The organism is Ferrovibrio sp., assembly GCF_025869515.1.
Classification (GTDB): Bacteria; Pseudomonadota; Alphaproteobacteria; order Ferrovibrionales; family Ferrovibrionaceae; genus Ferrovibrio.
Genome location: NZ_JAOZVR010000082.1, coordinates 1 through 26278, shown reverse-complemented (window position 1 = coordinate 26278; position 26278 = coordinate 1). Strand labels below are relative to the sequence as shown.

Sequence of the window (26278 nt, the reverse complement as noted above, 5' to 3'; positions counted from 1 at the left end):
ATAAGCCGCCACGATGAAGCGTTTCTACAAGACCGTGACGGCAGAGCCCGATGGCGACGGCGCCGTCATCCGCCTCGATGGCCGGCTGCTCAAGACGCCGGCCAAGGCCGACATGCGGCTGCCCAGCCTGGCGCTGGCGCAGGCCATCGCCGAGGAATGGCAGGCGCAGCAGGACGAGATCCGGCCGACAACCATGCCGCTGACCCAGTTGGCCGCCACCGCGATCGATCGCGTGGCCGCCGATCCGCGCTTTGCGACGGAAGAGGTGGTGCGGTATGGCGGCACGGATCTGCTGTCTTACCGGGCCGATGAGCCCGCTGCGCTGGCTGCGCGCCAGGCGGCCGAATGGCAGCCGCTGCTCGACTGGTTCCGCGACCGCTATGATGTGCAGCTCAATGTCACCACCGGGATCATCGCGGTGGCACAGCCGGCGGAATTGCTGCCAAGGCTGGAACGCGTCTGTGTTGGGCTGGATGCCTATGCCCTGACCGCCCTGCACTGGGCGACGACCAATACCGGTTCGGTCGTGATCGGGCTTGCCCTGCTGGATGGCCGCCTGGATGCCGAGGCGGCATGCCGGACTGCCCTGATCGACGAACTGCATCAGTCCGCCAAGTGGGGCGAGGATGCCGAAGCGGCGGCCCGGCGGGCCGGATTGCTGGCCGACCTGCAGGCAATAGGCCGGTTTCTCGGCTTGTTACGCGCCCGTAACTGATCCTGCTACCGCTGGCTGCGAACATGATTCGCAAGCGAAGCTTTGCTACCGCAATGCGAAACGGCTTGCTATACTGATTTGACACTGGGATTCAGTGTCGGCCGGGGGGGCCGACATGGCAGGCATGGACACATCCAAGCGCCAAAGGCCGAAGGTGGGATACGGCGAGTTGCTGGCCACCATCGCCGATCATGAGAAATACCGCCAGCGGCTGCCTGGCGGTAAACGGGCGATCTTTCAGTTTCGCGACCTCTCGCATCTGACCATGGCGGGCGCCGACCTCGCTGGTGCCGATTTCACCGGCTGCAATCTGCAATCGGCGAATTTCTCCGACAGCAACCTCAGCAATGCCGTTCTCTATGGCGCCGACCTGCGTGGTGCCGTGATGCATGGCGCGCGTCTGGACCGTGCCGATCTGCGTGGCGCCAGCCTGCGCGGCGCCGATCTGACCGGTGCGCGCCTGCAGGATGCCGACATGCGCGACGGCGTGATCGCCGAACGCGATATCAGCGGCAACATGCAGCTCAAGAAACCTGATTACGATGCGGTCGATCTGGGCGGTGCGCGTCTGGTTGCCGCCGATCTCACCGGTGCGAACATGACAGGCGTTGCGGCCGGCCGCACCGATTTCACCGATGCGTTGCTGGTCAACTGTGTGCTGACCCGCGCCAATCTGACGGCGGCGCGGCTCGACGGCGCCAACCTGTCCGGTGCCGATCTCACCGGCGCCAATCTGAAGGATGCGCAATTGCGCGGCGCCGTGCTGGTCGGCGTCAAGCTCGAGAATACGATGATGGCCGGCGCCGATATAAAGGACGTGCTGGATGACAAGCCGCGCGGCCGGCCGCTGGCCGAACTCGGCGTGCCGATCGAGGAGGCCTTCCGGCTGTATCGCCTGTGGGTCGAAACCGGCGGGCGGCAGGGACGCCTGTTCGATTTCAGCCGCCTCGATCTGCGCCATATCGGCGCGCGGCCCGGCCTGGTGCTGACCGGGGCGGTGATGGACGGTGTGATCCTGCAGGGCCTGGATTTGCAGCGCGCCTCATTCCAGGGCGCCAGGCTTGCCGATGCCGATCTGCGCGACTCCAATCTGTGCGGTGCCGATCTGCGCGGCGCCAATCTCTCCGGCGCCCTGCTGGTGCGGGCCGATCTGCGCGATGCCGATCTCGGGCCGCTGATGGTGAGTGGCAACCGTGCCTTCCCGGTCAACCTGATGCGCAGCCTGTTGCGCAGCGCCGATCTGCGCGGCGCCCGGCTGAACCAGGCCTGGCTCGACGAAGCCGATATGTCCCGCGCCCTGCTGGAAGGCGCCGACCTGTCGGATGCGCGCCTGCCGTTACGCCAGGGTTGAGTCACCTGGGCTGAAGCGCCCTGGGGATAACCTGCAACTGATATATCAGCCCCGATAAATCCTGCTTATGCCGGGATTTTCGCACTGCAGCGCAGACTATTTTGCCCCGCCGCGCGATGTGCTATGGCCAATGTCATGGCTCAGTCATAAGCGGCCCGCAAACGGGGAGTTGCATGCAGGACATCATCCGGCAATTGGAAGAAAAGCGCGCCCAGGCCCGCGTTGGCGGCGGCGCGAAACGCATCGAGGCCCAGCATGCCAAAGGCAAGCTGACGGCGCGCGAGCGCCTCGAATTGCTGCTCGATCCCGACTCCTTCGAGGAGTGGGACATGTTCGTTGAGCATGACTGCACCGATTTCGGCATGGCCGAGCAGAAAGTGGCGGGCGACGGTGTCGTCACCGGCTACGGCACCATCCACGGCCGCCCCACCTTCGTGTTCAGCCAGGACTTCACCGTGTTCGGCGGTTCGCTGTCGGCCAGCCATGCCGGCAAGATCTGCAAGATCATGGACACCGCGATGAAGGCCGGCGCGCCGGTGATCGGCCTCAACGATTCCGGCGGCGCCCGCATCCAGGAAGGCGTCGACTCTCTCGCCGGCTATGCCGAGGTGTTCCAGCGCAACGTGCTGGCGTCCGGCGTGGTGCCGCAGATTTCCGTCATCATGGGCCCTTGCGCCGGCGGCGCGGTCTATTCGCCGGCGATGACCGACTTCATCTTCATGGTGAAGGACAGCAGCTATATGTTCGTCACCGGCCCCGATGTGGTGAAGACGGTGACGCAGGAGGTGGTGACGCAGGAACAGCTCGGCGGCGCCATCACGCATACCACCAAGTCGTCCGTCGCCGACAACGCTTATGAGAACGACGTCGAGGCGCTGGCGCAGACGCGCCGCCTGTTCGATTTCCTGCCGCTGAACAACCGCGAGAAGGCGCCGCATCGCGAGAGCTGGGATCCGGTCAATCGCCAGGAAGCCTCGCTCGACACGCTGGTGCCGCCCAATCCGAACAAGCCCTACGACATGAAGGAGCTGATCGAGAAGGTGGTCGACGAGGGCGACTTCTTCGAGATCCAGCCGAACTACGCCAAGAACATCCTCACCGGTTTCGCCCGCATCGGCGGCCAGACCGTGGGCATCGTCGCCAACCAGCCGATGGTGCTGGCCGGCTGCCTCGATATCGACTCCAGCCGCAAGGGCGCGCGCTTCGTGCGCTTCTGCGACTGCTACGACATTCCGATCGTCACCTTCGTCGACGTGCCCGGCTTCCTGCCCGGCACGGCGCAGGAATACGGCGGCATCATCAAGCATGGCGCCAAGCTGTTGTTCGCCTATGCCGAGGCGACCACGCCGAAGGTCACGGTGATCACGCGCAAGGCCTATGGTGGCGCCTATGACGTGATGGCCTCCAAGCATCTGCGCGGCGACGTCAATTACGCCTGGCCCTCGGCCGAAATCGCGGTGATGGGCCCCAAGGGCGCGGTGGAGATCATCTTCCGCGGCGAGATCGGCGATGCCGAGAAGATCGCCGCGCGGACGGAAGAGTACCGCCAGAAATTCGCCAATCCCTTCGTCGCCGGGCATCGCGGTTTCATCGACGACGTGATCATGCCGCACAATACGCGCTTCCGGATTGCCCGCTCGCTCGCCATGCTGCGCGACAAGAAGCTGGAAAATCCCTGGAAGAAGCACGACAACATTCCGTTGTGAGATCAGAGATCATGGCCACCAAACTGTTCGACAAGATCCTGATCGCCAATCGCGGCGAGATCGCCTGCCGCGTCATCAAGACCTGCCGCAAACTGGGCATCAGGACCGTGGCGGTCTATTCCGATGCCGACGATGGCGCGCTGCATATGCGCATGGCGGATGAAGCCGTGCATATCGGCGCCGCCGCGGCCGCCGAAAGCTATCTGGTGATCGAGAAGATCGTCGCCGCCTGCAAGAAGACCGGCGCCCAGGCGGTGCATCCGGGTTATGGCTTCCTGTCGGAGAACCGCAAATTCGCCGCCGCGCTGAAAGACGCCGGCATCGCCTTCATCGGCCCCAATCCCGACGCGATCTACGCCATGGGCGACAAGATCGAATCCAAGAAGCTCGCCAAGCAGGCCGGCGTCTCGACGGTTCCCGGTTATCTGGGCGCGATCGCCACGACCGACGAGGCCGTGAAGATCGCCACCGAGATCGGTTTCCCGGTGATGATCAAGGCCTCGGCCGGCGGCGGCGGCAAGGGCATGCGCATCGCGCGCTCGGCCGACGAGGTGGCGCAGGGCTTTTCCTCGGCCACCAACGAGGCGAAGAATTCTTTCGGCGACGACCGCGTCTTCATCGAGAAATACATCGAGCAGCCGCGCCATATCGAAATCCAGGTGCTGGGCGACAAGCACGGCAACGTGATTTACCTGCATGAGCGCGAATGCTCGATCCAGCGCCGCCACCAGAAAGTGGTGGAAGAGGCGCCGAGCCCGTTCCTCGACGAGAAGACCCGCAAGGCGATGGGCGAACAGGCTGTCGCGCTGTCGAAGACCGTGAACTACGACAGCGCCGGCACGGTGGAATTCATCGTCGGGCCCGACCGCAGCTTCTACTTCCTGGAAATGAACACCCGCCTGCAGGTCGAGCATCCGGTCACCGAGCTGATCACCGGCATCGATCTGGTCGAGCAGATGATCCGCGTCGCCGCCGGCGAAAAGCTGAGCATCGCGCAGCCGGACGTGCAGCTGAACGGCTGGGCCGTCGAGGTGCGCATCTACGCCGAAGATCCGCTGCGCGGCTTCCTGCCCAGCACCGGCCGCCTGGCGCGCTGGCGCACCGCCGATGAATCCGCCGTCATCCGCAACGACACCGGCGTGGTCGAGGGCAGCGAGATCAGCATGTTCTACGATCCGATGATTTCCAAGCTTTGCAGCTTCGGCAAGGATCGCGCCGAAGCCATCTCGACGTTGTCGGCGGCGCTGGACGAAACCTGGATCGCCGGCATCGGCCATAACGTCAATTTCCTCTCGGCCGTGCTCGATCATCCGCGTTTCCGCGCGGGCGACATCTCGACCAACTTCATCGCCGAGGAATGGCCGGCCGGCTATGGCGGCACGGTGCTGCCGGAAGGTCGCCAGAATGCCATGCTGGCGGTGGCGACGCTGATCCATATCCGCAACGAGCTGCGCGCCCGCCATCTCGGCGGCAAGCTCGGCCTGCCGGAATGGGAGCCCGATGCCGACTGGGTGGCGACCCTCAACAAGGTGCAGTACCCGCTGCAGGTCAGCGATGCCGAGGGCGGCTGCGACGTCAAGGTCGGCAAGCACAAGCTTCTCAAGGTGCGCAGCGCCTGGAAGCCCGGCCAGCCCTTCTTCCGTGGCACAGTGAATGGCCAGACGGTGGTTGCGCGGGTGTCGCTGCGACCCGATGGCGTTCGCGTGGTGCATGGCGGCGCCGAACTGGATATCGCCGTGCGCACGCCGCGCGCCGCTGAGCTGGCGCGGCTGATGCCGGAAAAGCTGCCGCCCGACATGTCACGCTTCCTGCTCTGCCCGATGCCGGGCCTGGTGGTGTCGATCGCCGTGGCGGAAGGCGAGCCGGTGAAGGCCGGTCAGGCGCTTGCCGTGGTGGAGGCCATGAAAATGGAAAACGTGCTGCGGGCCGAGCGCGATGGCACGGTCAAAAAGGTTAATGCCAAGAAGGGCGACAGCCTTGCGGTGGACCAGGTGATCCTCGAATTCGCTTGATCCTCCCCGAGTTGTGTTTTTACTCTGTTCTTTACTGCGAGTTGCGTTTCCGATAGTCTCCCGTCACTCCCTGTAGGTATGGCAGGGGTGGTAATTCGACGTTGCAGCAGGCGTCGTGCAGGGGGATGAATGACGGGTCGGGTCGATAGCGTTGCCGCGTTTCGTCTGCGCACCCGACATGTTGGTGAGCCGGGGATGCTGCGCCTGTTCGCTCTCACTCTGCTGCTGGTATTCGGCGGGCTTTCGCCGACGACGGCGCTGGCGGAACGTCGGGTCGCTCTGGTCATCGGCAACAGCGCCTATCACGAGGCGCCGCTGCGCAATCCGGTGAACGACGCGCGCGCCATGGCGACGACTCTGCGCGAACTCAACTTCGACGTCACTTTGCTGGAGAATGCCGACCGCACGGCGATGCAGCGTGCGGCGCTCGAATTCGGCCGCAAGCTCAGCGAGGATGTGGCCGGGCTGTTTTACTTCTCGGGCCATGGCATGCAGGTGCGCGGTGCGAACTACCTGGTCCCGATCCGGGCCTCGGTCACCAGCGAGGAGGAAGTCGAGGTCGAGGCGATGGATGTGAACTATATCCTGGCGCGCATGGCGATTGCCAAGAACCGCTTCAACATCGTGATCCTCGATGCCTGCCGCAACAATCCCTTCGAGCGCAGTTTCCGCTCGGCCGCAGGCGGCCTTGCGGCTATCAGTGCGCCGCGCGGCACCCTGATAGCCTATGCGACGGCGCCGGGTTCGGTGGCCGCCGACGGGCAGGGCACGAACGGGCTATACACCGGCGAACTGATCTCGGCCCTGAAGGCGCCGAATCTCACCATCGAGCAGACCTTCAAGCAGGCGCGTGCCGAAGTGGTGACGAAATCCAGCGGCAAACAGACGCCCTGGGAGTCGTCCTCGGTGATCGGCGATTTCGTCTTCCGTCCGCAGGCCGCCGCGCCGGTAGTGGGGACAGCCGACGCCACCTTCTGGACGGCGGTGAAGGACAGCAGCAATCCTTCCGACTATCAGGCCTATCTGAAGGCCTATCCGCAGGGCTTCTATGCCGCACTGGCGCAGAGCCGTATCAGCATCCTGACCGCCGTGCGCGACGCCGAGATTTCGCGTGTTGCCCGCGATGCCGCCGACAAGGCTGCCCGCGAGGCGCTGCTGCAGGCGCAGCAGCGGGAAGCTGAAACGGCCCGGGCCAACCAGCCGGCCCAGGCGCAGACCCAGGCACAGGCTCCGGTGCAGATGGCATCCCTGTCATCGCCGTCGCAGCCCTCCACTGCCAAGCCGGCGTCGGCGCTAGATATGAAGGCGAACTGGCCGGCCATCGAACAAGCCGTGCGCGCGCATTTCGCCGACCCGGAGAATGCGTGGTTCTACAACAGCCATATCAGGGCGCCGGCGGCGAACTCCCTGACCCTGAACGGGGTGAACTACTACGATCCGGTCACCGTGACGGCAGCCGGAATCGAAGCGGTGTTCGTATTGCAGGGCAGCTTCCCCTTCGCGCGTAATATTTATACCGGCGGTTTCCAGCCGTTCACGGCCAACGTCAAATATATCCTGCAGCAGCAGGGCAGCGGGTATGTCATTAGGGAATTCCTGCCGGTTTCGGCCCAGGCGATGCGGCCGAAAGAAACCCCTGATCAATCCCGTGTGACCCCATGACCTGCATATCCTCGACCGACGGCCGTGCGATGCTGGGGCGCCTGTGGCGAGGGCTTTATGCATCGCTGGCCATAGTCCTCGTTCTGGTCATTTCCGGCACTGCAGATGCGGCGGCCGAGCGTCGTGTTGCCCTGGTGATCGGCAACAGTGCCTATGCCGAGGCACCGTTGCGCAATCCGGTGAACGACGCGCGTGCCATGGCGGCAACCCTGCGCGAGCTGAATTTCGATGTGATGCTGCTGGAGAACGCGGATCGCACCCGCATGCAGCGCGCGGCGCTGGAATTCGGCCGCAAGCTGAGCGAGGACGTCGCCGGCCTGTTCTATTTTTCCGGCCACGGCATGCAGGTGCAGGGCATCAACTATCTCATTCCGATCAATGCCCAGGTGGCCAGCGCAGAGGAGGTCGAAGTTGAGGCGCTGGATGTGAACTATATCCTGGCCCGCATGGCGACGGCGAAGAACCGCTTCAACATCGTGATCCTCGATGCCTGCCGCAACAATCCTTTCGAACGCAGCTTCCGCTCTGCCTCCAGCGGACTTGCCGCGATCAGCGCGCCGCGCGGCACCCTGATCGCCTACGCAACGGCGCCGGGCTCGGTTGCTGCCGACGGGCAGGGCGCGAACGGCCTCTATACCGGCGAACTGGTGGCGGCCTTGAAGGTGCCGAACCAGCCGCTCGAACAGACCTTCAAGCAGGCACGCTCCGAAGTGGTGACGAAATCCAGTGGCAAGCAGACTCCCTGGGAATCGTCCTCGGTGATCGGCGACTTCATATTCCGCCCGCAGGTCAAGCCGGGCCCGATCGCCACACCGCGTTCGGAGAATGCCGAAGCGGCGCTCTGGGCTGCGGTGAAGGACAGCCAGGCGGCGTCCGATTACCATGCCTATCTCGATGCCTTCCCCAATGGCGTATACGCGCCGCTTGCACGTCGCCGGATCGAAGGTCTGGCGGCGCCGCAGGGCAAGCCGGCGGTCGCCGCCGCGGCAACCGCACCACAATCGGCACCGGCTGCGAAAAAGACGGACCCCGTGGTGTCGGACGCCAAGCAACCGGCACCGTCGGCCGGAACCCAGGTTGCGGCGCTGATGCCGCCAGCGGGCCGCACGGAACCCAGGCAGCTGCAGGATTATGCCCTGTCGAACTGGCCGGCAATCCAGGCGGCGATCAGGAAGTTTTTCGCCGATCCGGATAATCTCTGGTATCTCAGCGCGCAGAGTGCGCAACGCGACACCACCCGCGTACAGATTCATTCTGTCGATTACCACAGCGCCCTGTCGCATAGCGACGCGGGACTGGAAGTGGTTGCCCTGCTGAAGGGGCAGGTGCCTTCGACAATCATTACGGGGTCGTTGACCGGGTATTCCTCCTACACCAAGGTCCTTGTCGACGTGGAGAACGGCCAGTTTGTTGTGCGTCAGTTTGCCGTCATTCCCAAGCATACAATGTCGCAGAAAGAGAAGCCGGATCAGTCCAAGGTCACGCCGTAACGGCAATGACCGCCGAGGTGCCGGCGGCAAAACATGCAGGCCGACTTCTCGTCGTAAGAGCATCGACATCATTCAATCACCGGAATTGCCCGCCCGAACCGGCGGGCATTTTTCTGTGTACATCTCGACAAATCTTGCAGTTGTCACTGCGCTGTCATCCACGGCCGCTAGGGCTATGTCACAAAAAAAACGACAGGCCCCGGACCGGATTATGCGTATCTCCATCGCCCATCGCATCGGCGCCATTATTCTTGGTGCCGTATTGGCCATTGCAGTCGCTATCGCGGCGGCTTTTTACGAACGGCGTGCCGTGGCCGAGGTCGAGCAAAGAGTGCAGGCGGCGGCGGTACTGCAGTTGACGGCAGAGCGCCTGGACAAGCGTTTTCTTGCCCTGCAGCAGGTGGCTGAACGCTTGGTCACCGGTCAGGATGCGACGCTGGCCGGTCTCCTGACGGAGGAAGGCAAGGTCATCGTCACTGCGCTGGCACAGGCTCGCGGCGGCAGCAGCGGAGTGATTGCAACGCGTTTCGCGGAACTGGAAAGCAAGGCCGTCCTGCTGCAGGGCGTCAGCCAGCGCTTGATCGACGCCCGGAGAAACCTAGGTTTCGACAATGACACGGGCGCCCGCGGTGCATTGCTGCAGGCCGGACGTGCCTTTCAGGCCAAACTGGAGGACATTCGCAGCAAGGCGATGGGCATGACCTTCGATATCGCCAATCAGTTGACGATCACCATGTTGCAGATGCGCGGATATGAAGTTGCATACGCCCTGAGCCGCGACCGACAGGTATTCGAGGCCGATCTGGAGCGGGCCTCCGGCGAATTTCTGGCCACACTGAAATCCGCGCCCTTCTTCGATACGGTGAAGCAGGAGGTGCGCGACCTGCAGGCGGCGTATCTTTTGTCTGCCAGGGAATACGTTATTGCCAGCGAGGCATTGGCCGGCATCGAGGCCGAGGCCCGTCAGATTCGCGATGATATGGCACCGCTGCTTGCCGCATTGGTGCAGGACGCGACCTTGACCGAGTCCGCCGAACGCGCCGAGGCGCAGGCCACACGCAGCCGCATCGCCATGATCTCGGCAGGCCTCACTGCGGCGATGGTGCTGGCGATCCTGATTGCCAGCGTTTTCGTTGCGCGCGGTATCCTGCGGCCGATCGGCCGCATGACCGAGGCGATGAAAGGCCTGGCCGAAGGACAGCTGGATATCGCCAGTCCGGATGCCGTGCGGCAGGACGAGATCGGCGCCATGGCGCGGGCCTATGAGGTCTTCCGCAGCCATGAGGCCGAGCGGCGCGAGATGGCAGCCGCCGAACAGCGCCGGGAACGCGCCCATATGGCCGAGCAGCAGGCCCAGCGTGAACGCGAAGCCGCGATGGCAGCCGAGATCGCGGCCCTGTCGCGCGCGGTATCGGCCGGCGATCTGGAGCGCCGCCTTGATCTTGGCGGCAAGGATGGCGATTTCCGCGAAGTCAGCCTCAGCATCAACCAGCTCACGGATACCCTGGCCACGGTGATCGGCGAATTGTCGGCGGTGCTGCATGCTCTGGCGGACGGAGATGTCGGCTGCAGCATGCAGGGTGAATACAGCGGCGTTTTCGCCGAGCTGAAAACCGCCGTGAATGGTCTGGCGCATCGCATGCGGGATTTTGCCGGCAGACTCGGCACCGCGACCCATGCGGTGCGCGACGCCTCCGGCGAGATTTCCGGCGGCGCCGAGGATCTGGCGCACCGCACCGAGGGACAGGCGGCGGCGCTTGAGGAAACCGCCGCCGCCATGCATCAGGTGACGGCAACGGTGAAGCAGAATGCAGAGAATGCCCAGGATGCCGACCGGCTGGCGAATGCGGCGCGTGTGAATGCCGAACGCGGCGGCGAGGTGGTGGCCCAGGTGGTCGAGGCGATGGACCGCATTGAGCAGGGCGCCCGCAGGATTTCCGAAATCATGGGGCTGATCGACGAGATCGCGTTCCAGACCAACCTGCTGGCGCTGAATGCCGCCGTCGAAGCCGCCCGGGCCGGCGATGCCGGCAAAGGTTTTGCCGTGGTGGCGCAGGAAGTCCGCGCTCTCGCGCAGCGGTCGGCCAATGCGTCGAGGGAAACCAAGCTGCTCATTTCATCATCGAATGCCGAGGTGAAGAAGGGGGCCGGCCTGGCCCATGAGGCGGGTGCCAGCCTGGGCGACATCGTTCAGTCGATCCGCCAGGTTTCCGTGATCGTGGCCGAGATTGCCGGCGGCAGCCGCGAGCAGTCCAAGGGGCTGGACCAGATCAACGATGCCATTGCCGGCATGGACGATACCACCCAGCGCAATGCCGCCTTGGTCGAGGAGACACATGCCTCGGCCCGCGCCTTAAGCGGCCAGGCGCAGGAACTGGCGGAACTGGTCGGCTTCTTCCGGTTGCCGCAGCGCCGCGGCGCCGCTGCGGTGCTGTTGCCTGAAGCCGCGGAGTAGTCGCGTCTAGTTCAGGTCGCGGCGCTGGCTGCGACCCTGGAATTTTCGCCATGTCGCCCTATCTGGGAAAATAGGGAGCCGTCCGGCGGTGGCTGCCGAGTTTCGGCGGGCTGCCACGGGCTGTTATTGGCGCGCGTTGGCCAGGATTGGTTCCCGTTGGCTCGAATTGGCTCCGCGCTGGCCCGGGCTGGTGTTTTACAGGCGGCCGCCGGACCGCTTCAGCCCGATTGCAGATACTGGATGGCGGCGTCGCGTTCGAACAGATAAAGCAATGTCAGCAAGGCCTTGCCGCGTTCGCTGGCCAGTTTGGGGTCGCGCTCCAGGATCAGCCGGGCATCGTCGCGGGCGGCCACCAGCAGGTCGGCATGGGCAGCGAGGTCGGCGACACGGAAGTCCGGCAGGCCGCTCTGGCGCGTGCCCAGCACCTCGCCGGCGCCGCGCAGGCGTAAATCCTCCTCGGCGATGCGGAAGCCGTCATCGGTCTCGCGGATGATCTTGAGCCGGGCTTTCGCCGTCTCGCCCAGCGGCCCGGTATAGACCAGCAGGCAGGCGCCGGGCTTGCCGCCGCGTCCAACGCGGCCGCGCAGCTGGTGCAGCTGCGCCAGACCGAAGCGCTCGGCATGCTCGATCACGATCAGCGTGGCATTGGGCACGTCAACGCCGACCTCGATCACCGTGGTGGCGACCAGCAGCTTTGACCGGCCGGCCGAGAAGGCCTCCATCGCGGCATCTTTTTCGCCCGGCGTCATCTTGCCGTGCACCAGCCCGATGCTGCCGTCGCCCAGTTCCGCCTCCAGCGCCAGTTTCAGCGCTGAATGCCGTTCGGCGGCAGCGGCCAGGTCGAGCTGCTCGTTTTCCTCCACCAGCGGGCAGACCCAGTAGACCTGCTCGCCGGCCCTGATCTTGCGCATCACCGCCGCGACCACATCGAGGTAGCGGTCGGCGGCAATGGTGCGGGTGTCGACCGGGCTGCGGCCCGGCGGTTTCTCGGTCAGCATGGACACGTCCATATCGCCATAGGCGGTGAGCGACAGGGTGCGCGGGATCGGCGTTGCCGTCATCACCAGGATATCGACGCCGCCCTTGTCGCGCTGACCTTTCGCGGCGAGGCTGAGCCGCTGGCTGACGCCGAAACGGTGCTGCTCGTCGATCACCGCCAGCGCCAGGTCCCGGAACACCACATCGTCCTGGAACAGCGCATGGGTGCCGATCAGGATATCGATCTCGCCGGCGGCCAGCCGCTGCAGCAGGGCGGCGCGCGCCTTGCCCTTGTCGCGGCCGGTCAGCAGCGCCAGCCGCACACCCAGCTTGCTGCAATAGGGCTCCAGCGTCTCGGCATGCTGGCGGGCGAGGATTTCGGTCGGTGCCATCAGGGCGGCCTGCGCACCGCCCTCGCCGCAGAGCAGCAGCGCGTTGAGCGCCACCATGGTCTTGCCGCTGCCCACGTCGCCCTGCAGGAGGCGCAGCATGCGGCGCTCGCTCGCCATGTCGCCGGCGATCTCGGCATTGGCCTGCTTCTGCGCATTGGTCAGCGGCCAGGGCAGCAGCTTTTCCAGCGCATCGCGCAAGCGGCCATCGCCGGTGATGGTGCGGCCGGTCTGGCGCTTCAGCCGGCGCCGCACCAGCAGCAGGGCCAGCTGGTTGGACAGCAGCTCGTCGAACGCCAGCCGCTGCCGCGCCGGCGTGTCTTTTTCGATATCAGCCATGCGTTCCGGCCGGTGCGCGGTCAGCAAAGCCTCACGCCAGCCGGGCCAGCCTTCGCGTTTCTGGTAGGCCGGATCGAGCCATTCCGGCAGGTCCATCACCTTGGCCAGCGCGCCATCGATGATCTTGCCCAGCGTGCGTGGCGCCACGCCGGCGGTGAGCGGATAGACCGGCTCGACGGCGGCCATCTGCTCGATCTCTTCCAGGGTGCCGAAGCGGTCCGGATGCGTCATCTGCACCTGGCCGTCGAACAGTTCGACGGTGCCGCTGACCACGCGGGTTTCGCCCTCGGGCAGGCTGCGCCTGAGGAAATCTTCCCGGCCGTTGAAGAACACCAGGGTCAGCCGCCCGCTGCCGTCATGGCAGAGAATCTTGTAGGGCAGGCGCGGCGTGCGCGGCGGGATATGGCGCTCGATGGTCACCTGCAGGGTGGCGATGCGTCCCGGCTCGGCCTCGGCCACGGTCGGGCGATAGCGCCGGTCGATCAGGCCGCTGGGCAGGTGCCACCACAGGTCCAGCACCCGGCCGCCGCCGACCAGCTTTTCCACCAGCGGCGCCAGCTTGGGGCCGCAGCCTTTCAGGCTGGTGATCGGAGCGAAGGCGGGAAACAGCGATTCCGGGCGCATGGGGTCGGGAAATTTCCGGGTAAACCTTGAGAATCCGAGGGTTGGCGTACTATATCCTGCCCTAGTTCCGGAAACACCCCCAGTACGCTCAGGCAGGGTACCCCAGAGATGGCCGAGGATATCGAGATCCGCCGCAAGCGGCTGCTGCATCGCAGTCTGTATACCGGCATGAAGGAGGTCGACATCCTGCTGGGCAGTTTTGCCCGCCGGCATCTGCAGACCTTCACCGAGGTCGAGCTCGACCAGTATGAGGCCCTGCTGGAGAATTACGACGACCCCCAGATTTATGCCTGGGCGATCGGTCGCGATCCGGTGCCGCCGCATCTCGATACCGGAGTGATGAAACTGCTGAAAGCGTACAAGTTACAGTTCTGACGCCATGACATTCGTGCTGCCGGATATCCTGACCCGGCCGGGCCGCTGGGCATTGGCCGGCAGCCCGGAAGGGCAGGATGCGCGCCTGCTGGTGGCACTGGCCGCCCGGCAGAAGGGCCGTGGCGTGCTGCATGTCTGCCGCGACGATGCCCGCATGGCGACGCTGGAAGCGGCGCTGAAATTCTTCGCCCCCGAATTGCCGGTGCTGACCCTGCCGGCCTGGGACTGCCAGCCCTACGACCGCGTCTCGCCCAATGCGGAAATCGCCGCCCGGCGCATGGATACGCTCAATCGTCTAGCCGGGGAACGGCCGGATGTGCCCTGGCTGCTGCTGACCACGGTGAATGCCGCTCTGCAGCGCCTGCCGCAGCCGGACTGGTTCGCCGGCACCGGCTTCCGCGCTGCCAGGGGCAGTCGTATCAAGCCCGAAGTCCTGATCTCCTATCTGAGCCGCAACGGCTACAGCCGCGTCTCCACGGTGAACGAGCCGGGCGAATATGCCGTGCGCGGCGGCCTGGTCGATCTTTATCCGCCCGGCACGGACGCGCCTTACCGGCTGGATTTCTTTGGCGACGAGGTGGAAAACATCCGCCGCTTCGATCCGGCGACCCAGCGCACCATCGATACCGTGACCGAGCTGTCGCTCACGGCCATGAGCGAAGTACCGATGGATGAGGAGTCCATCGCGCGCTTCCGGGGCGGTTATCGCGAGCTGTTCGGCACCGTGACCAAGGAAGACCCGCTGTATGAGGCGGTGTCGGCCGGCCGGCGCCAGATCGGCATGGAACACTGGCTGCCGCTGTTCTTCGATAAACTGGCCACCGTGTTCGACTATGTACCGCAGGCGGCCGTGGTTCTGGATCACCTGACCGGCGATGCCGTCGATGAGCGGTTCAAGGCGGTTGCCGATCACTACGATGCCCGCAAAGCGGCGATGAAGCGCGGCCTGGAAGAGGGTGGTGCGCCCTACAAGCCGCTGCCGCCCGACCGGTTGTATCTCACGGCCGGCGAATGGGGCGGAAAGCTCGAACGCGTGCCGCTCGGCCTGCTGTATCCCTTCGATGCGGTCGGTGGTCCGGAGGTGAAAGTGGTCGATCTCGGCGGCCGGCCGGGCCGCGATTTCGCGCCCGAACGCACCCAGGTGGCGCAGGCGGCGGAAAAGAAAACGGCGGTGGTCAGCGTCTATGAGGCGCTGGGCGGTCATCTGGCCAAGCAGGTGAGCCAGGGCCGGCGGGTACTGTTCGCGACCTTCTCGGTCGGTGCGCGCGACCGTTTGGCGCTGGTGCTGAAGGACCACGGCCTGCCGGCGCCGCAGATCATCGAAGTGGCGAACGACATCGAGACAGTGCCGAAAAGTGTGCCGGCAATTGCCGTGCTGCCGATCGAGCATGGTTTCGAGGCGGGCGATCTCTGCGTTGTCGCGGAACAGGACATTCTCGGCGACCGCCTGGTGCGGCCGCGCCAGAAAAAGCGCCGGGCCGAGAATTTCATCGCCGAGGCGAGCGCCCTGCAGCCCGGCGACTATGTCGTGCATATCGACCACGGCATCGGCCAGTACAAGGACCTGGTGACGCTGGACGTGGCCGGCGCGCCGCATGACTGCCTGCTGCTGCATTACGACGGCGGCGACCGGCTGTATCTGCCGGTCGAGAATATCGAGATGCTGTCGCGCTACGGTTCGCCCGAAGCCGAGGTGACGCTCGACAAGCTCGGCGGCGTCGGCTGGCAGAACCGCAAGGCGCGCATGAAGCAGCGCCTGAAGGACATGGCCGGCGAGCTGATGAAGATCGCGGCCGAGCGCGAGCTGCGCCAGGGCGAACGGGTGATCCCGCAGGAGGGCCTGTACGAGGAATTCTGCGCCCGTTTCCCCTATGACGAAACCGACGATCAGGCCCGCGCCATCGAGGAAACGCTGGATGATCTGTCCAGCGGCAAGCCGATGGACCGACTGATCTGCGGCGATGTCGGTTTCGGCAAGACTGAAGTGGCACTGCGTGCGGCTTTCGCGGCTGCCATGTCGGGCCAGCAGGTGGTTCTGGTCTGTCCGACCACGCTGCTGTGCCGCCAGCATTATCGTACTTTCTTCGAACGCTTCCGCGGCCTGCCGCTGCGGATCGAACAACTGTCGCGCATGGTCACGGCGAAATCGGCCACCGAGACCAAGAAGGGCCTGGCCGACGGCACCGTGGATATTGTCATCGGGACCCATGCGGTGCTGTCGAAAAGCATCGAGTTCAAGCGTCTCGGTCTGCTGATCATCGACGAGGAGCAGCATTTCGGCGTCAAGCACAAGGAGCGGCTGAAGCAGCTCAAGGCCGAGGTGCATGTGCTGACCATGTCGGCCACCCCGATCCCGCGTACCCTGCAGCTGGCGCTCTCTGGCGTGCGCGAACTCAGCCTGATCGCCACGCCGCCGGTGGATCGTCTGGCGGTACGCACCTTTGTCACGCCGTTTGATACGGTGGTGATTCGCGAGGCGCTGCTGCGCGAGCATTTCCGTGGCGGCCAGAGTTTCTTTGTCTGTCCGCGCATCGAATATCTCGATACCGCGATGGCCTTCATCCGCGACCATGTGCCGGAACTGAAGGCGGTGGTGGCACATGGCCAGATGGCGCCGACCGACCTGGATGACGTGATGAACGCCTTCTACGACCGGCGCTATGATGTGCTGGTGGCGACCAATATCGTGGAAAGCGGTCTCGACATTCCATCCGCCAACACGCTGGTGGTCTATCGTGCCGACCTGTTCGGTCTGGCGCAGATGTACCAGCTGCGCGGCCGTGTCGGCCGGTCTAAGCTGCGCGCCTATTCCTATTTCACCTACCAGGGTGGCCGGCTGCTGAATACTTCGGCCGAGCAGCGCCTGCGCGTATTGCAGAGTCTCGACACGCTGGGTGCGGGCTTCACGCTGGCCTCGCACGATCTTGACCTGCGCGGGGCCGGCAACCTGCTGGGCGAGGAGCAGTCGGGCCATATCCGCGAGGTCGGCTTTGAGCTGTATCAGGAGATGCTGCAGGAGGCGATTGTGGCGGCACGGGCTTCAGCGCGTGGGGATACCAGTGCGCTGAGCGAGAAGTGGTCGCCACAGATCCAGATCGGCACGGCCGTGCTGATTCCCGATACCTATGTGGCCGACCTGAATCTGCGCATGCAGCTCTATCGCCGTGTCGCCGATCTGGATGGCCGCGCCGATATCGATGCCTTTGCCGCCGAGATGATAGATCGCTTCGGCCCGTTGCCGGAAGAGGTGCATCACCTGCTGGACATCGTGGCGATCAAGAAGTTCTGCATCGAGGCAAACATCCTGAAGATCGAGGCCGGGCCGAAAGGCGCGACACTCACCTTCCGCGACAACAAGTTTGCTGACCCGGCCGGCTTGGTGCTGTTCATCCAGTCGGAACGGGGCGCCAAGCTGCGGCCCGATCACAAGGTGGTGCTGATGCGCGACTGGCCGGAGCCGACGGATCGCCTGAAAGGCGTGCTGCATGCGGCCTTGCGGCTGGCCGAGATCGCAGGCAAGGCGAAGAAGAAAGTCGCCTAGCTCAGGCGTGTGCCAGGGCTTTCCAGTTTGCCCGGTGGAAAGCTCTGGCCGGCGCCGATATAGGCGACAGTGCCGTCCGGACCGAGCAGCGGCACGGCAATCACTTCCAGCAGCCAGTCTTCGCCCAGCGTTCTGGCCTTCACATGCCCGTAAACCGGCATGGCGGCATGATGAACCATGGTAGCCCCTTTGACGAGGAAGGGGCGCAGCGCCGGGTCGGGATGCTCATCCAGCCATTTGCCCGTCAATTCATGGCCCAGACGCTCGACGATATCTGTGCCGACCAGTCGATAGCGGAAGCGCAGCGGGTCGTGATGCACTTCCAGCAAAGAAAGCGACCCGAGCAGGAAGCGCAGCCGGATCGGATCGAGGAAATCCTTGCCCGGCGCCCGCTCATCCATATGGGCATCCTGCCAGAGCTGCAGGAACTGCCGCACATTGTCGTCCCGGATATTGTCGGGGTCGGAAATGAATTCCAGCATTGGAAGTCCCTGCGGGGCGATCGAGAGGCCCGGCAATTCCATGATCAGGCCTCGACAGCGGCCGGCGGTTCGGTGACGACCTTGTCGATCACCTGCAGCAGCACATCGGGCGTCTGCGCACCCGATACGCCGTATTTGCGCTCGAAGATGAAGAAGGGCACGCCTGTGATGCCCAGTTCGCGCGCCATCATGTCTTCGTTCTGGATCACATCGGCATCGCGGCCTTCATCCAGCAGCTGTTTCACCAGGGTACCGTCCATGCCTTCGGCGGCGGCGGCATCGGCCAGCACCTGGTGGTCGCCGATATCGCGGCCTTCGAGGAAATACAGGCGGAACAGCCGCTCCTTCAGTTCGCTCTGCACGCCGGCGGTGAGGGCCCAGCGCAGCACGCTATGGGCGGCCAGCGTGTTGGGGGTGCGCTTGATACCCTCGAAGTCGAATGGAATGCCCTCCTTGGCGCCTTCGGCAGAGACGCGGGCATAGATTTCCTTCGCCCGGGCCGGGCCGCCGAATTTGGCTTCGAGATAGCTTTTGCGGTCGGCGCCCTCGCGCGGCATGTCCGGATTGAGCTGGAACGGCCGCCAGCCGATCTCGAACTCGATATCCGGCCGCTGGGCGAGGGCCTGTTCGAGCCGGCGCTTGCCGATGAAACACCAGGGGCAGATGACGTCGGAGACGATTTCGATACGCATGCTGTAACGGTAGCGCAGCCATGGCGTTCAGGCCAGCCCCCAGGTGGCGGGCCTTGACCGCACGGCCCTGCGCGACCAGCATCCAAGTTACGGAAAATCTGGGAGGATTCGATGAGTACAGGGATCAGCCTCAAGGGCAAGGTGGCAGTGGTGACCGGGGCCAGCAGCGGCCTGGGCGAAAGGTTTGCCGAACTTTTGAGCGGGGCGGGGGCCTCGGTGGCCCTGGCGGCGCGCCGGACCGACCGGCTCAAGACCCTGGCCGACAGGATCACGACCGCCGGCGGCACCGCGATCACGGTCAAGCTGGATGTGAATGACTATGACAATATCCAGGGTGCGTTTGCCGAGATTGCCGGCAAGCTGGGCGGCGTGGATGTTCTGATCAACAATTCCGGCGTCAACAAGCAGGGCCGCATCGTGGATGTGACGCCGGATGACTTCGATTTCGCCATGAACACCAATGCCAAGGGCGCCTTCTTCGTCGCCCAGGCCGCCGCCAGGGACATGATCGCCCGCAAGGCGGAGGGGCGGATTATCAACATCGCCTCGGTTGCCGGCCTGAAAGTGCTGAGCCAGCTTTCGGTCTACTGCATGTCGAAGGCGGCAGTGGTGCAGATGACCAAGGCGATGGCGCTGGAATGGGCGCGCTATGGCATCAATACCAATGCGATCTGCCCGGGCTATATCGAGACCGAGATCAACCGCGATTACTGGGGCACCCCGGGCGGCAAGAAACTGGTCGAAATGCTGCCGCGCCGCCGGGTCGGCGAGCCGAAGGATCTCGACGGCCTGATCCTGCTGCTGGCCTCGAACGAGGCGCGCTTCATCAATGGGGCGATCATTGCAGCCGATGACGGTCTGACGGTAACCTAGGCTTTCTGGCGATGAGGATGGCGTGACGGACCTGCAGGACACGGAAAAGCCGAAAATCCTGGTGCTGTTTGCGCATCCCTATCCGCACCTGTCGCGCGTGAACCACGCCATGGCCGATGCGGTCCGCGACCTGCCGCATGTCACGCTGCATGACCTCTACGAGACCTATCCCGATTTCCACATCGATGTGAAACGTGAACAGGCACTGCTGGACAAGCACGATGTGGTCGTGATGCAGCATCCGATTTACTGGTATTCCTGCCCGTCGCTGCTGAAGGAATGGATGGACAGCGTGCTGGAATACGGCTGGGCCTATGGCTCCGGCGGCGTGGCCCTGCAGGGCAAGGAACTGGCACAGGCGGTATCGACCGGCGGCCCGGACGACGCTTATCGTGCCGATGGATATAACGGCATGACAATGGCTGAATTGCTGCGGCCCTTCGAGCGTTCGGCGGCGCTCTGCGGCATGACCTATCGCACGCCGTTCCTGCTGCAGGGGGCACGACTGAAGAAACCGGCCGAGGTGACGGCCCATGTCGCAGCTTACCGGCAATGGCTGACCGATTATCCGCATCCGAAACTCTGCCCCGGCTGCGACGTGCCGACGGTGCCGGCCACGGATCGCTGACATGGACGGACTGCTGCTCAATGCGGTGATCTATCTGGCGGCAGCCGTGATCGCCGTGCCGATCGCCAAGCGGCTCGGCCTTGGCTCCGTCCTGGGCTACCTGATCGCCGGGGTCGTGATCGGGCCATGGGGCCTGAAGCTGATCACCGATGTCGAGGCGATTCTGCATTTCTCTGAATTCGGCGTCGTGCTGCTGCTGTTTGTCATCGGGCTGGAACTCAATCCGCGCCGGCTGTGGCAGATGCGCTGGCCGATTCTCGGGCTCGGCGGCGGCCAGGTGGCAGGCTCCACGCTGGCGCTGACGGCGCTGGGCATATTGCTGGGCTGGCCCTGGCCGGTGGCGCTGGCGGCCGGCCTCGGCCTGTCGCTGTCGTCCACCGCCATTGCGCTGCAGCCGCTCACCGAACGCAACCTGCTGACCACGCCGGGCGGGCGTTCGGCTTTCTCGATCCTGCTGTTCCAGGATATCGCGGTGATCCCGATGCTGGCCTTGCTGCCGTTGCTGACCTTCGGGCCGCTGGCCGCCGAACAGGGCGAGGGCTGGGTCGGCGCCGCCAAGGCGGTGGCGGCGATCGGTATCATCATTTTCGGCGGCCGGTTTCTGACACGGCCGCTGTTCCGCATGGTGGCCGATACCAACCTGCGCGAAATCTTTACCGCCGTGGCGCTGCTGCTGGTGATGGGCATTGCCCTGCTGATGCAGTTGGCCGGCCTGTCGATGGCACTCGGCGCCTTCCTGGCCGGCGTGCTGCTGGCAGAGTCGGAATACCGTCACGAACTGGAAACCGATATCGAACCCTTCAAGGGGTTATTGCTGGGCCTGTTTTTCACCGCGGTCGGCATGTCGGTCGATTTCGGCCTGCTGTTGAGCCAGCCGGTCAGGGTGCTGGCCATGGTGCTCGGGCTGATTGTTGCGAAGGCCATCGTGCTGCTGGCGATTGCCCGCTTCGCGCGACTGCAATGGAGCCAGACCTGGCTGTTCGTCTTCCTGCTGGCGCAGGGCGGCGAATTCGCCTTCGTGCTGTTCGGCTCGGCGGCCAGCTTCGGCATCATGGATGCCGAAACGGTGGCATTGCTCACCGTGGTGGTGGCGCTGTCGATGGCCACCGCACCGCTGCTGGTGGTGCTGAACGACAGGCTGATCGAGCCGCGGTTCGTGCAGGTCAGCGACCGGCCGCATGATATTCCGGAAGATGAAGGCAATCCGGTGATCGTCGCCGGCTTCGGCCGTTTCGGCCAGATCGTCGTGCGCCTGCTCTATGCCAACCGGATCGGCGTCACCATTCTGGATCACGATTCCGAAATCATCGATACGCTGCGCCGGTTCGATTTCAAGGTGTTTTACGGCGATGCCACCCGGCTCGACCTGCTGGAAGCGGCCGGTGCCGCCAAGGCGAAAGTTCTGGTGGTGGCGGTCGACAGCCAGGAGGCATCGCTTCAGCTGGTCGACCTGGCGCAGAAGCATTTTCCGCATCTGAAAGTCATCGCGCGGGCGCGCGATCTGCCGCATGCGATGGAGCTGATGAACCGCAAGGTACCGGTGATCGAACGCGAAACCTTCCGCTCGGCCCTGCATCTCGGCGAGGAAACCCTGAAGGCGCTTGGTCAGCCGGCCTATGCGGCACGCCAGAAAGCGCTGATGTTCAGGCAACATAACCAGGCCCTGCTGGAGCAGCTGCATGCCCATTGGGACGAGGATATGGACAAGCGCGTCACGCTGCAGCGGCAGGCGCGCGCGCGTCTGCAGCAGAATCTGGAAGCCGACGAGAAAGCCCAGGAAGCCGCGCGCGGCCTCGGCTGGGACTGACAGGGCTGGGATTAGCGGTTACGACAGGCCCATGCGGCGCAGCATCTGCTGGCTTTCCGCCACCTCGGTGCTGGGACCGAAAGTGATGCGGCCGCTGAACATGCTGATCATTTTGTCCATCAGCGTGCTGTAGCGGTTCCACAGCGCGGTGCGTTCGCCATCGGTCTTGGCGGCATTCCAGTCCTTCACATAGGCGGCGCCGGCCTGCATCAGTGTCAGCTGGTCGTTCTGGGCGGCGATGCTGCGATAGGCCTCGGCCAGCACCGGATCGTCGCCGAACAGCTTGCTGATCTCGGCGGCCCTGGGGTGGCTGTTATCGACGATGATCCGGCCGCCGGCGCCGGTGCTCAGCTCGACCGGAATGTTCGGATCGATGCCATGGGCGGCGAGGGCCTGCTTCAGCTGCCCGGCAAATTCTGCCGTGCTCTTCTGGGCCTCGGCGGCAATTTTCTCAAGCCGGACGGTCTTGGTTTCGGGGTCGTAAGCTGTGCCGAACAGCACCTTGGCAAGCTGTTCCGGTGTTGGGTGCCGGCCCGGGGTCACGCTCGGAAGCTTGCCTGCACCCTGCTTTTCTTCAAGGTAATCCGCGAATTTCGTCGCGGCCATCGTTGCCGGCGTGTTGCTCGCCACGGTCTGGTGGGCGGTCAGCAGATCGCCGAAGACAGACTTGGCGGAAGCAGAAGCAATGGCACTCATCACAAACCCCATCGGTTGGTCCAATGAGGAAATTGCAAGGGCAGTGCCACATTGTTTCAGGCTGGCGGCAGCGCCAGTTTCTTGCGCTGCACCTTGCCGTTGGCGGTGCGCGGCAGGGCCGTGACGAAGCGCCATTCACGCGGGCATTTATAACCGGCCAGCCGGCCCTCGGCGAAGGCTGACAGCTCGGCCGGATCGGCGGTCATGCCCTCGCGCAGCACGATGAAGGCCGCCACCACCGAGACATCGGCGCGGACCTTCAGTTCGGTGACCGCCACCTCGGCCACGGCCGGGTGCTCGGCGATGGTCATCTCGACCTCGACCGGCGACACGCGATAGCCCATCGCATTCATCACGTCGTCGTTGCGGCCGTGATGCCAGACATAGCCGTCGGCATCCAGGCTGGCGAGGTCGCCGCCGCAGAACCACTCGCCGCGATAGACCAGGGCTTCTTCTTCCGGGCGGTGCCAGTAACCCAGCATCATCGAGGGATCGCTGCGATGCACGGCGAGCAGGCCGGTCTCGCCCTGCGGCAGCGGCGCGGTACTGTCGCTGTCCGGGGACAGGATGGCGATGCGACGGCCGGGCTGCGGCTTGCCGGGGCTGCCCGGTTTGATGGTCATGCCGGGGCCGGTGGAAATGTAGGTCGAGATCTCCGACATGCCGAGTGCCTCGTAGAGCGGCTTGCCGGTGCGGCTCTGCCATTCCTCCAGCAGGCCGGGCGGCAGGGCCTCGCCGGCGGTGGCGCCATGGCGGAGCGCTGACAGGTCGTGTGCTGCGAGATCGCAGTATTTCAGGATCTGGCGATACAGCGTCGGCACGGCGGCGAAGATGGTGGCACGGTGGCGCGCCATCAGCTGCGGCCAGACCTGGATGTCGCGATGGCCGTTATACAGCACCGTGGTGGCACCGACCGCCCAGGGATCGACCAGACCGACGCCCAGCGTATAGGTCCAGTTGAACGCGCCGGCATGCAGCATCACATCGCTGTCCTGCAGGCCGAGCCAGCCCTTGTGCATCGGCCGGCGACCCCAGGCGGCACGATGGGCATGCAGCACGCCTTTCGGTTTTCCCGTGGTGCCCGAGGTATAGACCAGGTAGGCCGGATCATCGGCCGCCGTATCGGCATAATCGGGTAGAGGTGCAGTCTGCTTCAGCGCCTGCAACTTCACGGGATCGAGCAACAGCACGCCGGCCGGCAAAGCCAGGTCGGCGGCCAGTTCGGCGCTGGCGGCGACAGCGGCGGCGCCGGAATTCTCCAGCAGGTAGGCGGCTTCGGCAGGTGTGAGCTGCGCGCTGGAGGGCAGGGCGACATAGCCGGCGGCCATGGTGGCGAAGTAAGTCAGCGCGTAATCCGCGTCATTGGCCATGCGAATCATGATGCGGCTGCCGGTCGGCAGGCCCAGGCTGCGCAGGCCGGCGGCCAGCCGCCGCACGGCAAGATCGGCCTCGGCGAAGCTCATGCGGAATTCGCCGGTCTCGCCGACCAGGATCATCGCGGTCTTGTCAGGACGCAAACGGGCGTTGTCAGCCAGGCAGTAGCGCGCAAGATTGAAGCGGGCGGGAACGGGTTCGGTCATCGGTCAAGCTGAAATCTGTTGATATCGAGAAGCCTGGACTCGGTGGCGGGAACGCCCCGGGTCAGGTGAGAGACAAGATCGGCGGTCGTTGAACCGCGGGTCAGCATCATGCATGTCGCTTCCTGCCCGCCGGTCCGCGTGGCGTGCCAGACGCTGGGCCGCATGCAGATTCCGCTGCCGGGAAAAATCGAAAAGGCGCGTAGTGTTGCGAGATCGGGCGCACCGCTGCCGTCGCTGACGGCGACAATCTGGATAATGTTTCCGACAAGAGGAATGACTGCCTGCTCGGTCAGGTGGTGCGTTTCGAGCCGGTCGATCGACGGCGTTGAGACGCGATACTTCACCCACAGAATTTCATGCTCGCCGCCGGCGCCGGGATTGAAGGCATGCTCATGCCAGAAATCGCTGCCGGCGCTTGCATAGGCCGCTGCATCCCCCTTGCCGGGAAAAGGCTTGCCCAGCATCCAGCCGAATAGCGTAAATGCTTCCGCAGTCAGAACTTCCACAGGAAGCGGCGTAACAGGCGGGGCAGGCATATTGCGGCTGTTGGCCATCATGCCACCGGTTTCGGCCTGGCGTCGGGCGCGCGCAGATAGAACAGCAGCGCCGAGAGCAGGATGACGAACTGCACGCCGAACAGGATGCGGTAATCGGTTTCGGTCGGCACCTGACCCCTCGGAGCGAGCCGGCCCATCAGGAAGCCGGTGAGAATCTGCTGGAAGGCGCCGCCGCCCATCGTGCCGATATTCAGCGTGGTGATGGCACGCCCGGCCATTTCGGCGGGAAATACCGAACTGGCATGGGCAAAGATCATCACGATGCAGCCGTTCATCACGCCCATGAAGGTGAAGAGCGCGGTGATGACGAAAACGCTCAGGCCCGGCATGGCGATGATGACGGCGAGGCAGGCCAGTTGCGAGCCGAGCCCCACGGCCAGCAGCCATTTCCGGGTGTTGAAGACGCGATCCAGCGGGCCCCAGATGAAGTAGCCGCCGGCGGCACCCAGCGCCATGAAGATCAGCACATTGCCGCGCGCCTTGGCATCCATGCCATGCACATCATGCAGATACGGACCGCCCCAGAGGCCGAGGATGGTGATGAAAGTGGCGTAGGCACAGAAGATGATGGCGAAGAGATTGGGAAAAGCCGGATGGCGGATGATGGCGCCAACCCCGCGCAGGGCCTGTCCGAGGCTTTCCGTTTTTCCCGGGCGTGCCTTTGCCGAATCCGGGTGATCCTGAAGCGCCCAGAACGACAGGCCGATCAGGCAGACCGTGATGCCGGCGGTGAGATAAAACGCCGTGCGCCAGCCGTAAGCGGCGGCGAGCCAGGCCAGCGGCGCGGTCGAAGCCACGACGCCGAGATTGCCTATGGCGATCAGGATGCCGGACATGGTGGCGAAACGGTCGGCCGGGAACCAGCGCGAGAACAGGACCATCGGGCCGGTCAGCAGCGCGGCGCAGCCAAAACCGAGCACCACGCGGGCCAGACTGAGCTCCAGCAGGTTGCGGCCGAGCGCAAAGGCCAGCGCGCCGATAAAGGCGATCACCAGCGTGGTGATGATGGTGCGGCGCGGGCCCCAGCGGTCGAGCGCGATGCCGACCGGCAACTGGCTTACCGAGAAGGTGAGGAAGAAGGCGCCGGTGAGGATGCCAAGGTCTTCCGGCGTCAACGCCAGTTCGGTCATCAGGTCGGGACCGATGACGGCGTTGGCCGAGCGGTAGAACTGACTGATCGTGTAACTGAGGCAGGCGCAAAGCAGAATGCGCCAGGCAACGGGTATCATGGCTCTGCTACTTGTTCATGAGCGCATTCGGCAGCCAGGTGGCGATCTCCGGAAAAATGCAGAGGAGCAGCATGGCGACAACCATGCAGAGCATGAA

19 protein-coding genes are annotated in these 26278 nt (G+C 64.6%); 12 read left to right on the top strand and 7 right to left on the bottom strand.

Going from position 1 to position 26278, the window contains the following annotated elements; translation table 11 throughout:
- The first annotated feature begins 13 nt into the window (after window positions 1-13).
- The 7 genes from OJJ21_RS13030 to OJJ21_RS13000 all read left to right on the top strand — a co-directional run bounded on the left by OJJ21_RS13030 (window position 14) and on the right by OJJ21_RS13000 (window position 11391).
- Window positions 14-715 carry an ATP12 family protein gene (locus OJJ21_RS13030; protein ID WP_297686913.1) on the top strand — a complete coding sequence of 234 codons (702 nt, stop codon included), beginning with the start codon at window positions 14-16 and terminating at the stop codon, window positions 713-715.
- 115 nt (window positions 716-830) lie between these two features.
- Window positions 831-2066, top strand: coding sequence for a pentapeptide repeat-containing protein (locus tag OJJ21_RS13025; protein ID WP_297686911.1), 1236 nt, complete (start codon window positions 831-833; stop codon window positions 2064-2066).
- A 173-nt stretch (window positions 2067-2239) separates the two neighbouring features.
- Window positions 2240-3772 carry an acyl-CoA carboxylase subunit beta gene (locus OJJ21_RS13020; RefSeq protein ID WP_297686909.1) on the top strand — a complete coding sequence of 511 codons (1533 nt, stop codon included), beginning with the start codon at window positions 2240-2242 and terminating at the stop codon, window positions 3770-3772.
- An 11-nt stretch (window positions 3773-3783) separates the two neighbouring features.
- On the top strand, window positions 3784-5784 hold the full coding sequence (locus OJJ21_RS13015) for an acetyl/propionyl/methylcrotonyl-CoA carboxylase subunit alpha (protein ID WP_297686907.1): 2001 nt from the start codon (window positions 3784-3786) through the stop codon (window positions 5782-5784).
- 195 nt (window positions 5785-5979) lie between these two features.
- On the top strand, window positions 5980-7446 hold the full coding sequence (locus OJJ21_RS13010; protein WP_297686904.1) for a caspase family protein: 1467 nt from the start codon (window positions 5980-5982) through the stop codon (window positions 7444-7446).
- The gene (locus tag OJJ21_RS13005) at window positions 7443-8936 is read left to right on the top strand and encodes a caspase family protein (protein ID WP_297686902.1); all 1494 of its coding nucleotides are present in this window, start codon (window positions 7443-7445) and stop codon (window positions 8934-8936) included. The genes OJJ21_RS13010 and OJJ21_RS13005 overlap by 4 nt, the downstream gene beginning before the upstream one ends.
- Window positions 8937-9147: 211 nt before the next feature.
- Window positions 9148-11391, top strand: a complete 2244-nt coding sequence (locus OJJ21_RS13000; RefSeq protein WP_297686900.1) for a methyl-accepting chemotaxis protein — start codon at window positions 9148-9150, stop codon at window positions 11389-11391.
- A 218-nt stretch (window positions 11392-11609) separates the two neighbouring features.
- Here the strand turns inward: OJJ21_RS13000 and recG are convergent, their stop codons facing one another.
- Window positions 11610-13721 carry an ATP-dependent DNA helicase RecG gene (gene recG / locus OJJ21_RS12995; RefSeq protein WP_297686898.1) on the bottom strand — a complete coding sequence of 704 codons (2112 nt, stop codon included), beginning with the start codon at window positions 13719-13721 and terminating at the stop codon, window positions 11610-11612.
- 108 nt (window positions 13722-13829) lie between these two features.
- On the opposite strand from recG, the gene OJJ21_RS12990 reads away from it, so the two are divergent.
- Both OJJ21_RS12990 and mfd read left to right on the top strand, forming a co-directional pair.
- Window positions 13830-14096 carry a succinate dehydrogenase assembly factor 2 gene (locus OJJ21_RS12990; RefSeq protein ID WP_297686896.1) on the top strand — a complete coding sequence of 89 codons (267 nt, stop codon included), beginning with the start codon at window positions 13830-13832 and terminating at the stop codon, window positions 14094-14096.
- A gap of 4 nt (window positions 14097-14100) precedes the next feature.
- A complete protein-coding gene (mfd, locus tag OJJ21_RS12985; protein ID WP_297686894.1) occupies window positions 14101-17637 on the top strand; it encodes a transcription-repair coupling factor in 3537 nt (1178 codons plus the stop codon).
- Here mfd and OJJ21_RS12980 read toward each other — a convergent pair.
- Together OJJ21_RS12980 and OJJ21_RS12975 are read right to left on the bottom strand one after the other, a co-directional pair.
- Window positions 17634-18161: a PAS domain-containing protein gene (locus OJJ21_RS12980; protein WP_297686892.1), complete on the bottom strand. Its 528-nt coding sequence runs from the start codon at window positions 18159-18161 to the stop codon at window positions 17634-17636. The two genes, mfd and OJJ21_RS12980, sit on opposite strands and share 4 nt — an antisense overlap.
- A gap of 2 nt (window positions 18162-18163) precedes the next feature.
- A complete protein-coding gene (locus OJJ21_RS12975) occupies window positions 18164-18811 on the bottom strand; it encodes a DsbA family oxidoreductase (RefSeq protein ID WP_297686890.1) in 648 nt (215 codons plus the stop codon).
- Between the two features lie 111 nt (window positions 18812-18922).
- Between OJJ21_RS12975 and OJJ21_RS12970 the strand changes: the two genes are divergently transcribed.
- From OJJ21_RS12970 to kefC, 3 genes are read left to right on the top strand one after another with little or no spacing between them, the layout of a single operon-like run.
- Window positions 18923-19684: an SDR family oxidoreductase gene (locus OJJ21_RS12970; RefSeq protein WP_297686888.1), complete on the top strand. Its 762-nt coding sequence runs from the start codon at window positions 18923-18925 to the stop codon at window positions 19682-19684.
- 22 nt (window positions 19685-19706) lie between these two features.
- Window positions 19707-20312 (top strand): NAD(P)H-dependent oxidoreductase, encoded by a 606-nt coding sequence (locus OJJ21_RS12965; protein ID WP_297686886.1) that lies wholly within the window; start codon window positions 19707-19709, stop codon window positions 20310-20312.
- 1 nt (window position 20313) lies between these two features.
- Window positions 20314-22119 (top strand): glutathione-regulated potassium-efflux system protein KefC, encoded by a 1806-nt coding sequence (gene kefC, locus OJJ21_RS12960; protein WP_297686885.1) that lies wholly within the window; start codon window positions 20314-20316, stop codon window positions 22117-22119.
- An 18-nt stretch (window positions 22120-22137) separates the two neighbouring features.
- Here kefC and OJJ21_RS12955 read toward each other — a convergent pair whose 3' ends face one another.
- From OJJ21_RS12955 to OJJ21_RS12940, 4 genes are read right to left on the bottom strand one after another with little or no spacing between them, the layout of a single operon-like run.
- Window positions 22138-22815: a hypothetical protein gene (locus OJJ21_RS12955; protein ID WP_297686883.1), complete on the bottom strand. Its 678-nt coding sequence runs from the start codon at window positions 22813-22815 to the stop codon at window positions 22138-22140.
- Window positions 22816-22871: 56 nt separating this feature from the next.
- Window positions 22872-24395 (bottom strand): AMP-binding protein, encoded by a 1524-nt coding sequence (locus OJJ21_RS12950; RefSeq protein ID WP_297686881.1) that lies wholly within the window; start codon window positions 24393-24395, stop codon window positions 22872-22874.
- Window positions 24392-24952: an ureidoglycolate lyase gene (locus OJJ21_RS12945; protein WP_297686879.1), complete on the bottom strand. Its 561-nt coding sequence runs from the start codon at window positions 24950-24952 to the stop codon at window positions 24392-24394. Before OJJ21_RS12945 ends, OJJ21_RS12950 begins: the two co-directional genes overlap by 4 nt.
- The gene (locus OJJ21_RS12940) at window positions 24949-26181 is read right to left on the bottom strand and encodes an MFS transporter (RefSeq protein WP_297686877.1); all 1233 of its coding nucleotides are present in this window, start codon (window positions 26179-26181) and stop codon (window positions 24949-24951) included. Before OJJ21_RS12940 ends, OJJ21_RS12945 begins: the two co-directional genes overlap by 4 nt.
- Window positions 26182-26278 lie beyond the last annotated feature (97 nt).

Excerpts from the sequence above, each read along its gene's own strand:
- OJJ21_RS13030 (WP_297686913.1), top strand. The coding sequence starts at position 14 with ATGAAGCGTTTCTACAAGACCGTGACGGCAGAGCCCGATGGCGACGGC.
- OJJ21_RS13025 (WP_297686911.1), top strand. The coding sequence starts at position 831 with ATGGCAGGCATGGACACATCCAAGCGCCAAAGGCCGAAGGTGGGATAC.
- OJJ21_RS13020 (WP_297686909.1), top strand. The coding sequence starts at position 2,240 with ATGCAGGACATCATCCGGCAATTGGAAGAAAAGCGCGCCCAGGCCCGC.
- OJJ21_RS13015 (WP_297686907.1), top strand. The coding sequence starts at position 3,784 with ATGGCCACCAAACTGTTCGACAAGATCCTGATCGCCAATCGCGGCGAG.
- OJJ21_RS13010 (WP_297686904.1), top strand. The coding sequence starts at position 5,980 with ATGCTGCGCCTGTTCGCTCTCACTCTGCTGCTGGTATTCGGCGGGCTT.
- OJJ21_RS13005 (WP_297686902.1), top strand. The coding sequence starts at position 7,443 with ATGACCTGCATATCCTCGACCGACGGCCGTGCGATGCTGGGGCGCCTG.
- OJJ21_RS13000 (WP_297686900.1), top strand. The coding sequence starts at position 9,148 with ATGCGTATCTCCATCGCCCATCGCATCGGCGCCATTATTCTTGGTGCC.
- recG (WP_297686898.1), bottom strand. The coding sequence starts at position 13,721 with ATGCGCCCGGAATCGCTGTTTCCCGCCTTCGCTCCGATCACCAGCCTG.
- OJJ21_RS12990 (WP_297686896.1), top strand. The coding sequence starts at position 13,830 with ATGGCCGAGGATATCGAGATCCGCCGCAAGCGGCTGCTGCATCGCAGT.
- mfd (WP_297686894.1), top strand. The coding sequence starts at position 14,101 with ATGACATTCGTGCTGCCGGATATCCTGACCCGGCCGGGCCGCTGGGCA.
- OJJ21_RS12980 (WP_297686892.1), bottom strand. The coding sequence starts at position 18,161 with ATGGAATTGCCGGGCCTCTCGATCGCCCCGCAGGGACTTCCAATGCTG.
- OJJ21_RS12975 (WP_297686890.1), bottom strand. The coding sequence starts at position 18,811 with ATGCGTATCGAAATCGTCTCCGACGTCATCTGCCCCTGGTGTTTCATC.
- OJJ21_RS12970 (WP_297686888.1), top strand. The coding sequence starts at position 18,923 with ATGAGTACAGGGATCAGCCTCAAGGGCAAGGTGGCAGTGGTGACCGGG.
- kefC (WP_297686885.1), top strand. The coding sequence starts at position 20,314 with ATGGACGGACTGCTGCTCAATGCGGTGATCTATCTGGCGGCAGCCGTG.
- OJJ21_RS12955 (WP_297686883.1), bottom strand. The coding sequence starts at position 22,815 with ATGAGTGCCATTGCTTCTGCTTCCGCCAAGTCTGTCTTCGGCGATCTG.
- OJJ21_RS12950 (WP_297686881.1), bottom strand. The coding sequence starts at position 24,395 with ATGACCGAACCCGTTCCCGCCCGCTTCAATCTTGCGCGCTACTGCCTG.
- OJJ21_RS12945 (WP_297686879.1), bottom strand. The coding sequence starts at position 24,952 with ATGATGGCCAACAGCCGCAATATGCCTGCCCCGCCTGTTACGCCGCTT.
- OJJ21_RS12940 (WP_297686877.1), bottom strand. The coding sequence starts at position 26,181 with ATGATACCCGTTGCCTGGCGCATTCTGCTTTGCGCCTGCCTCAGTTAC.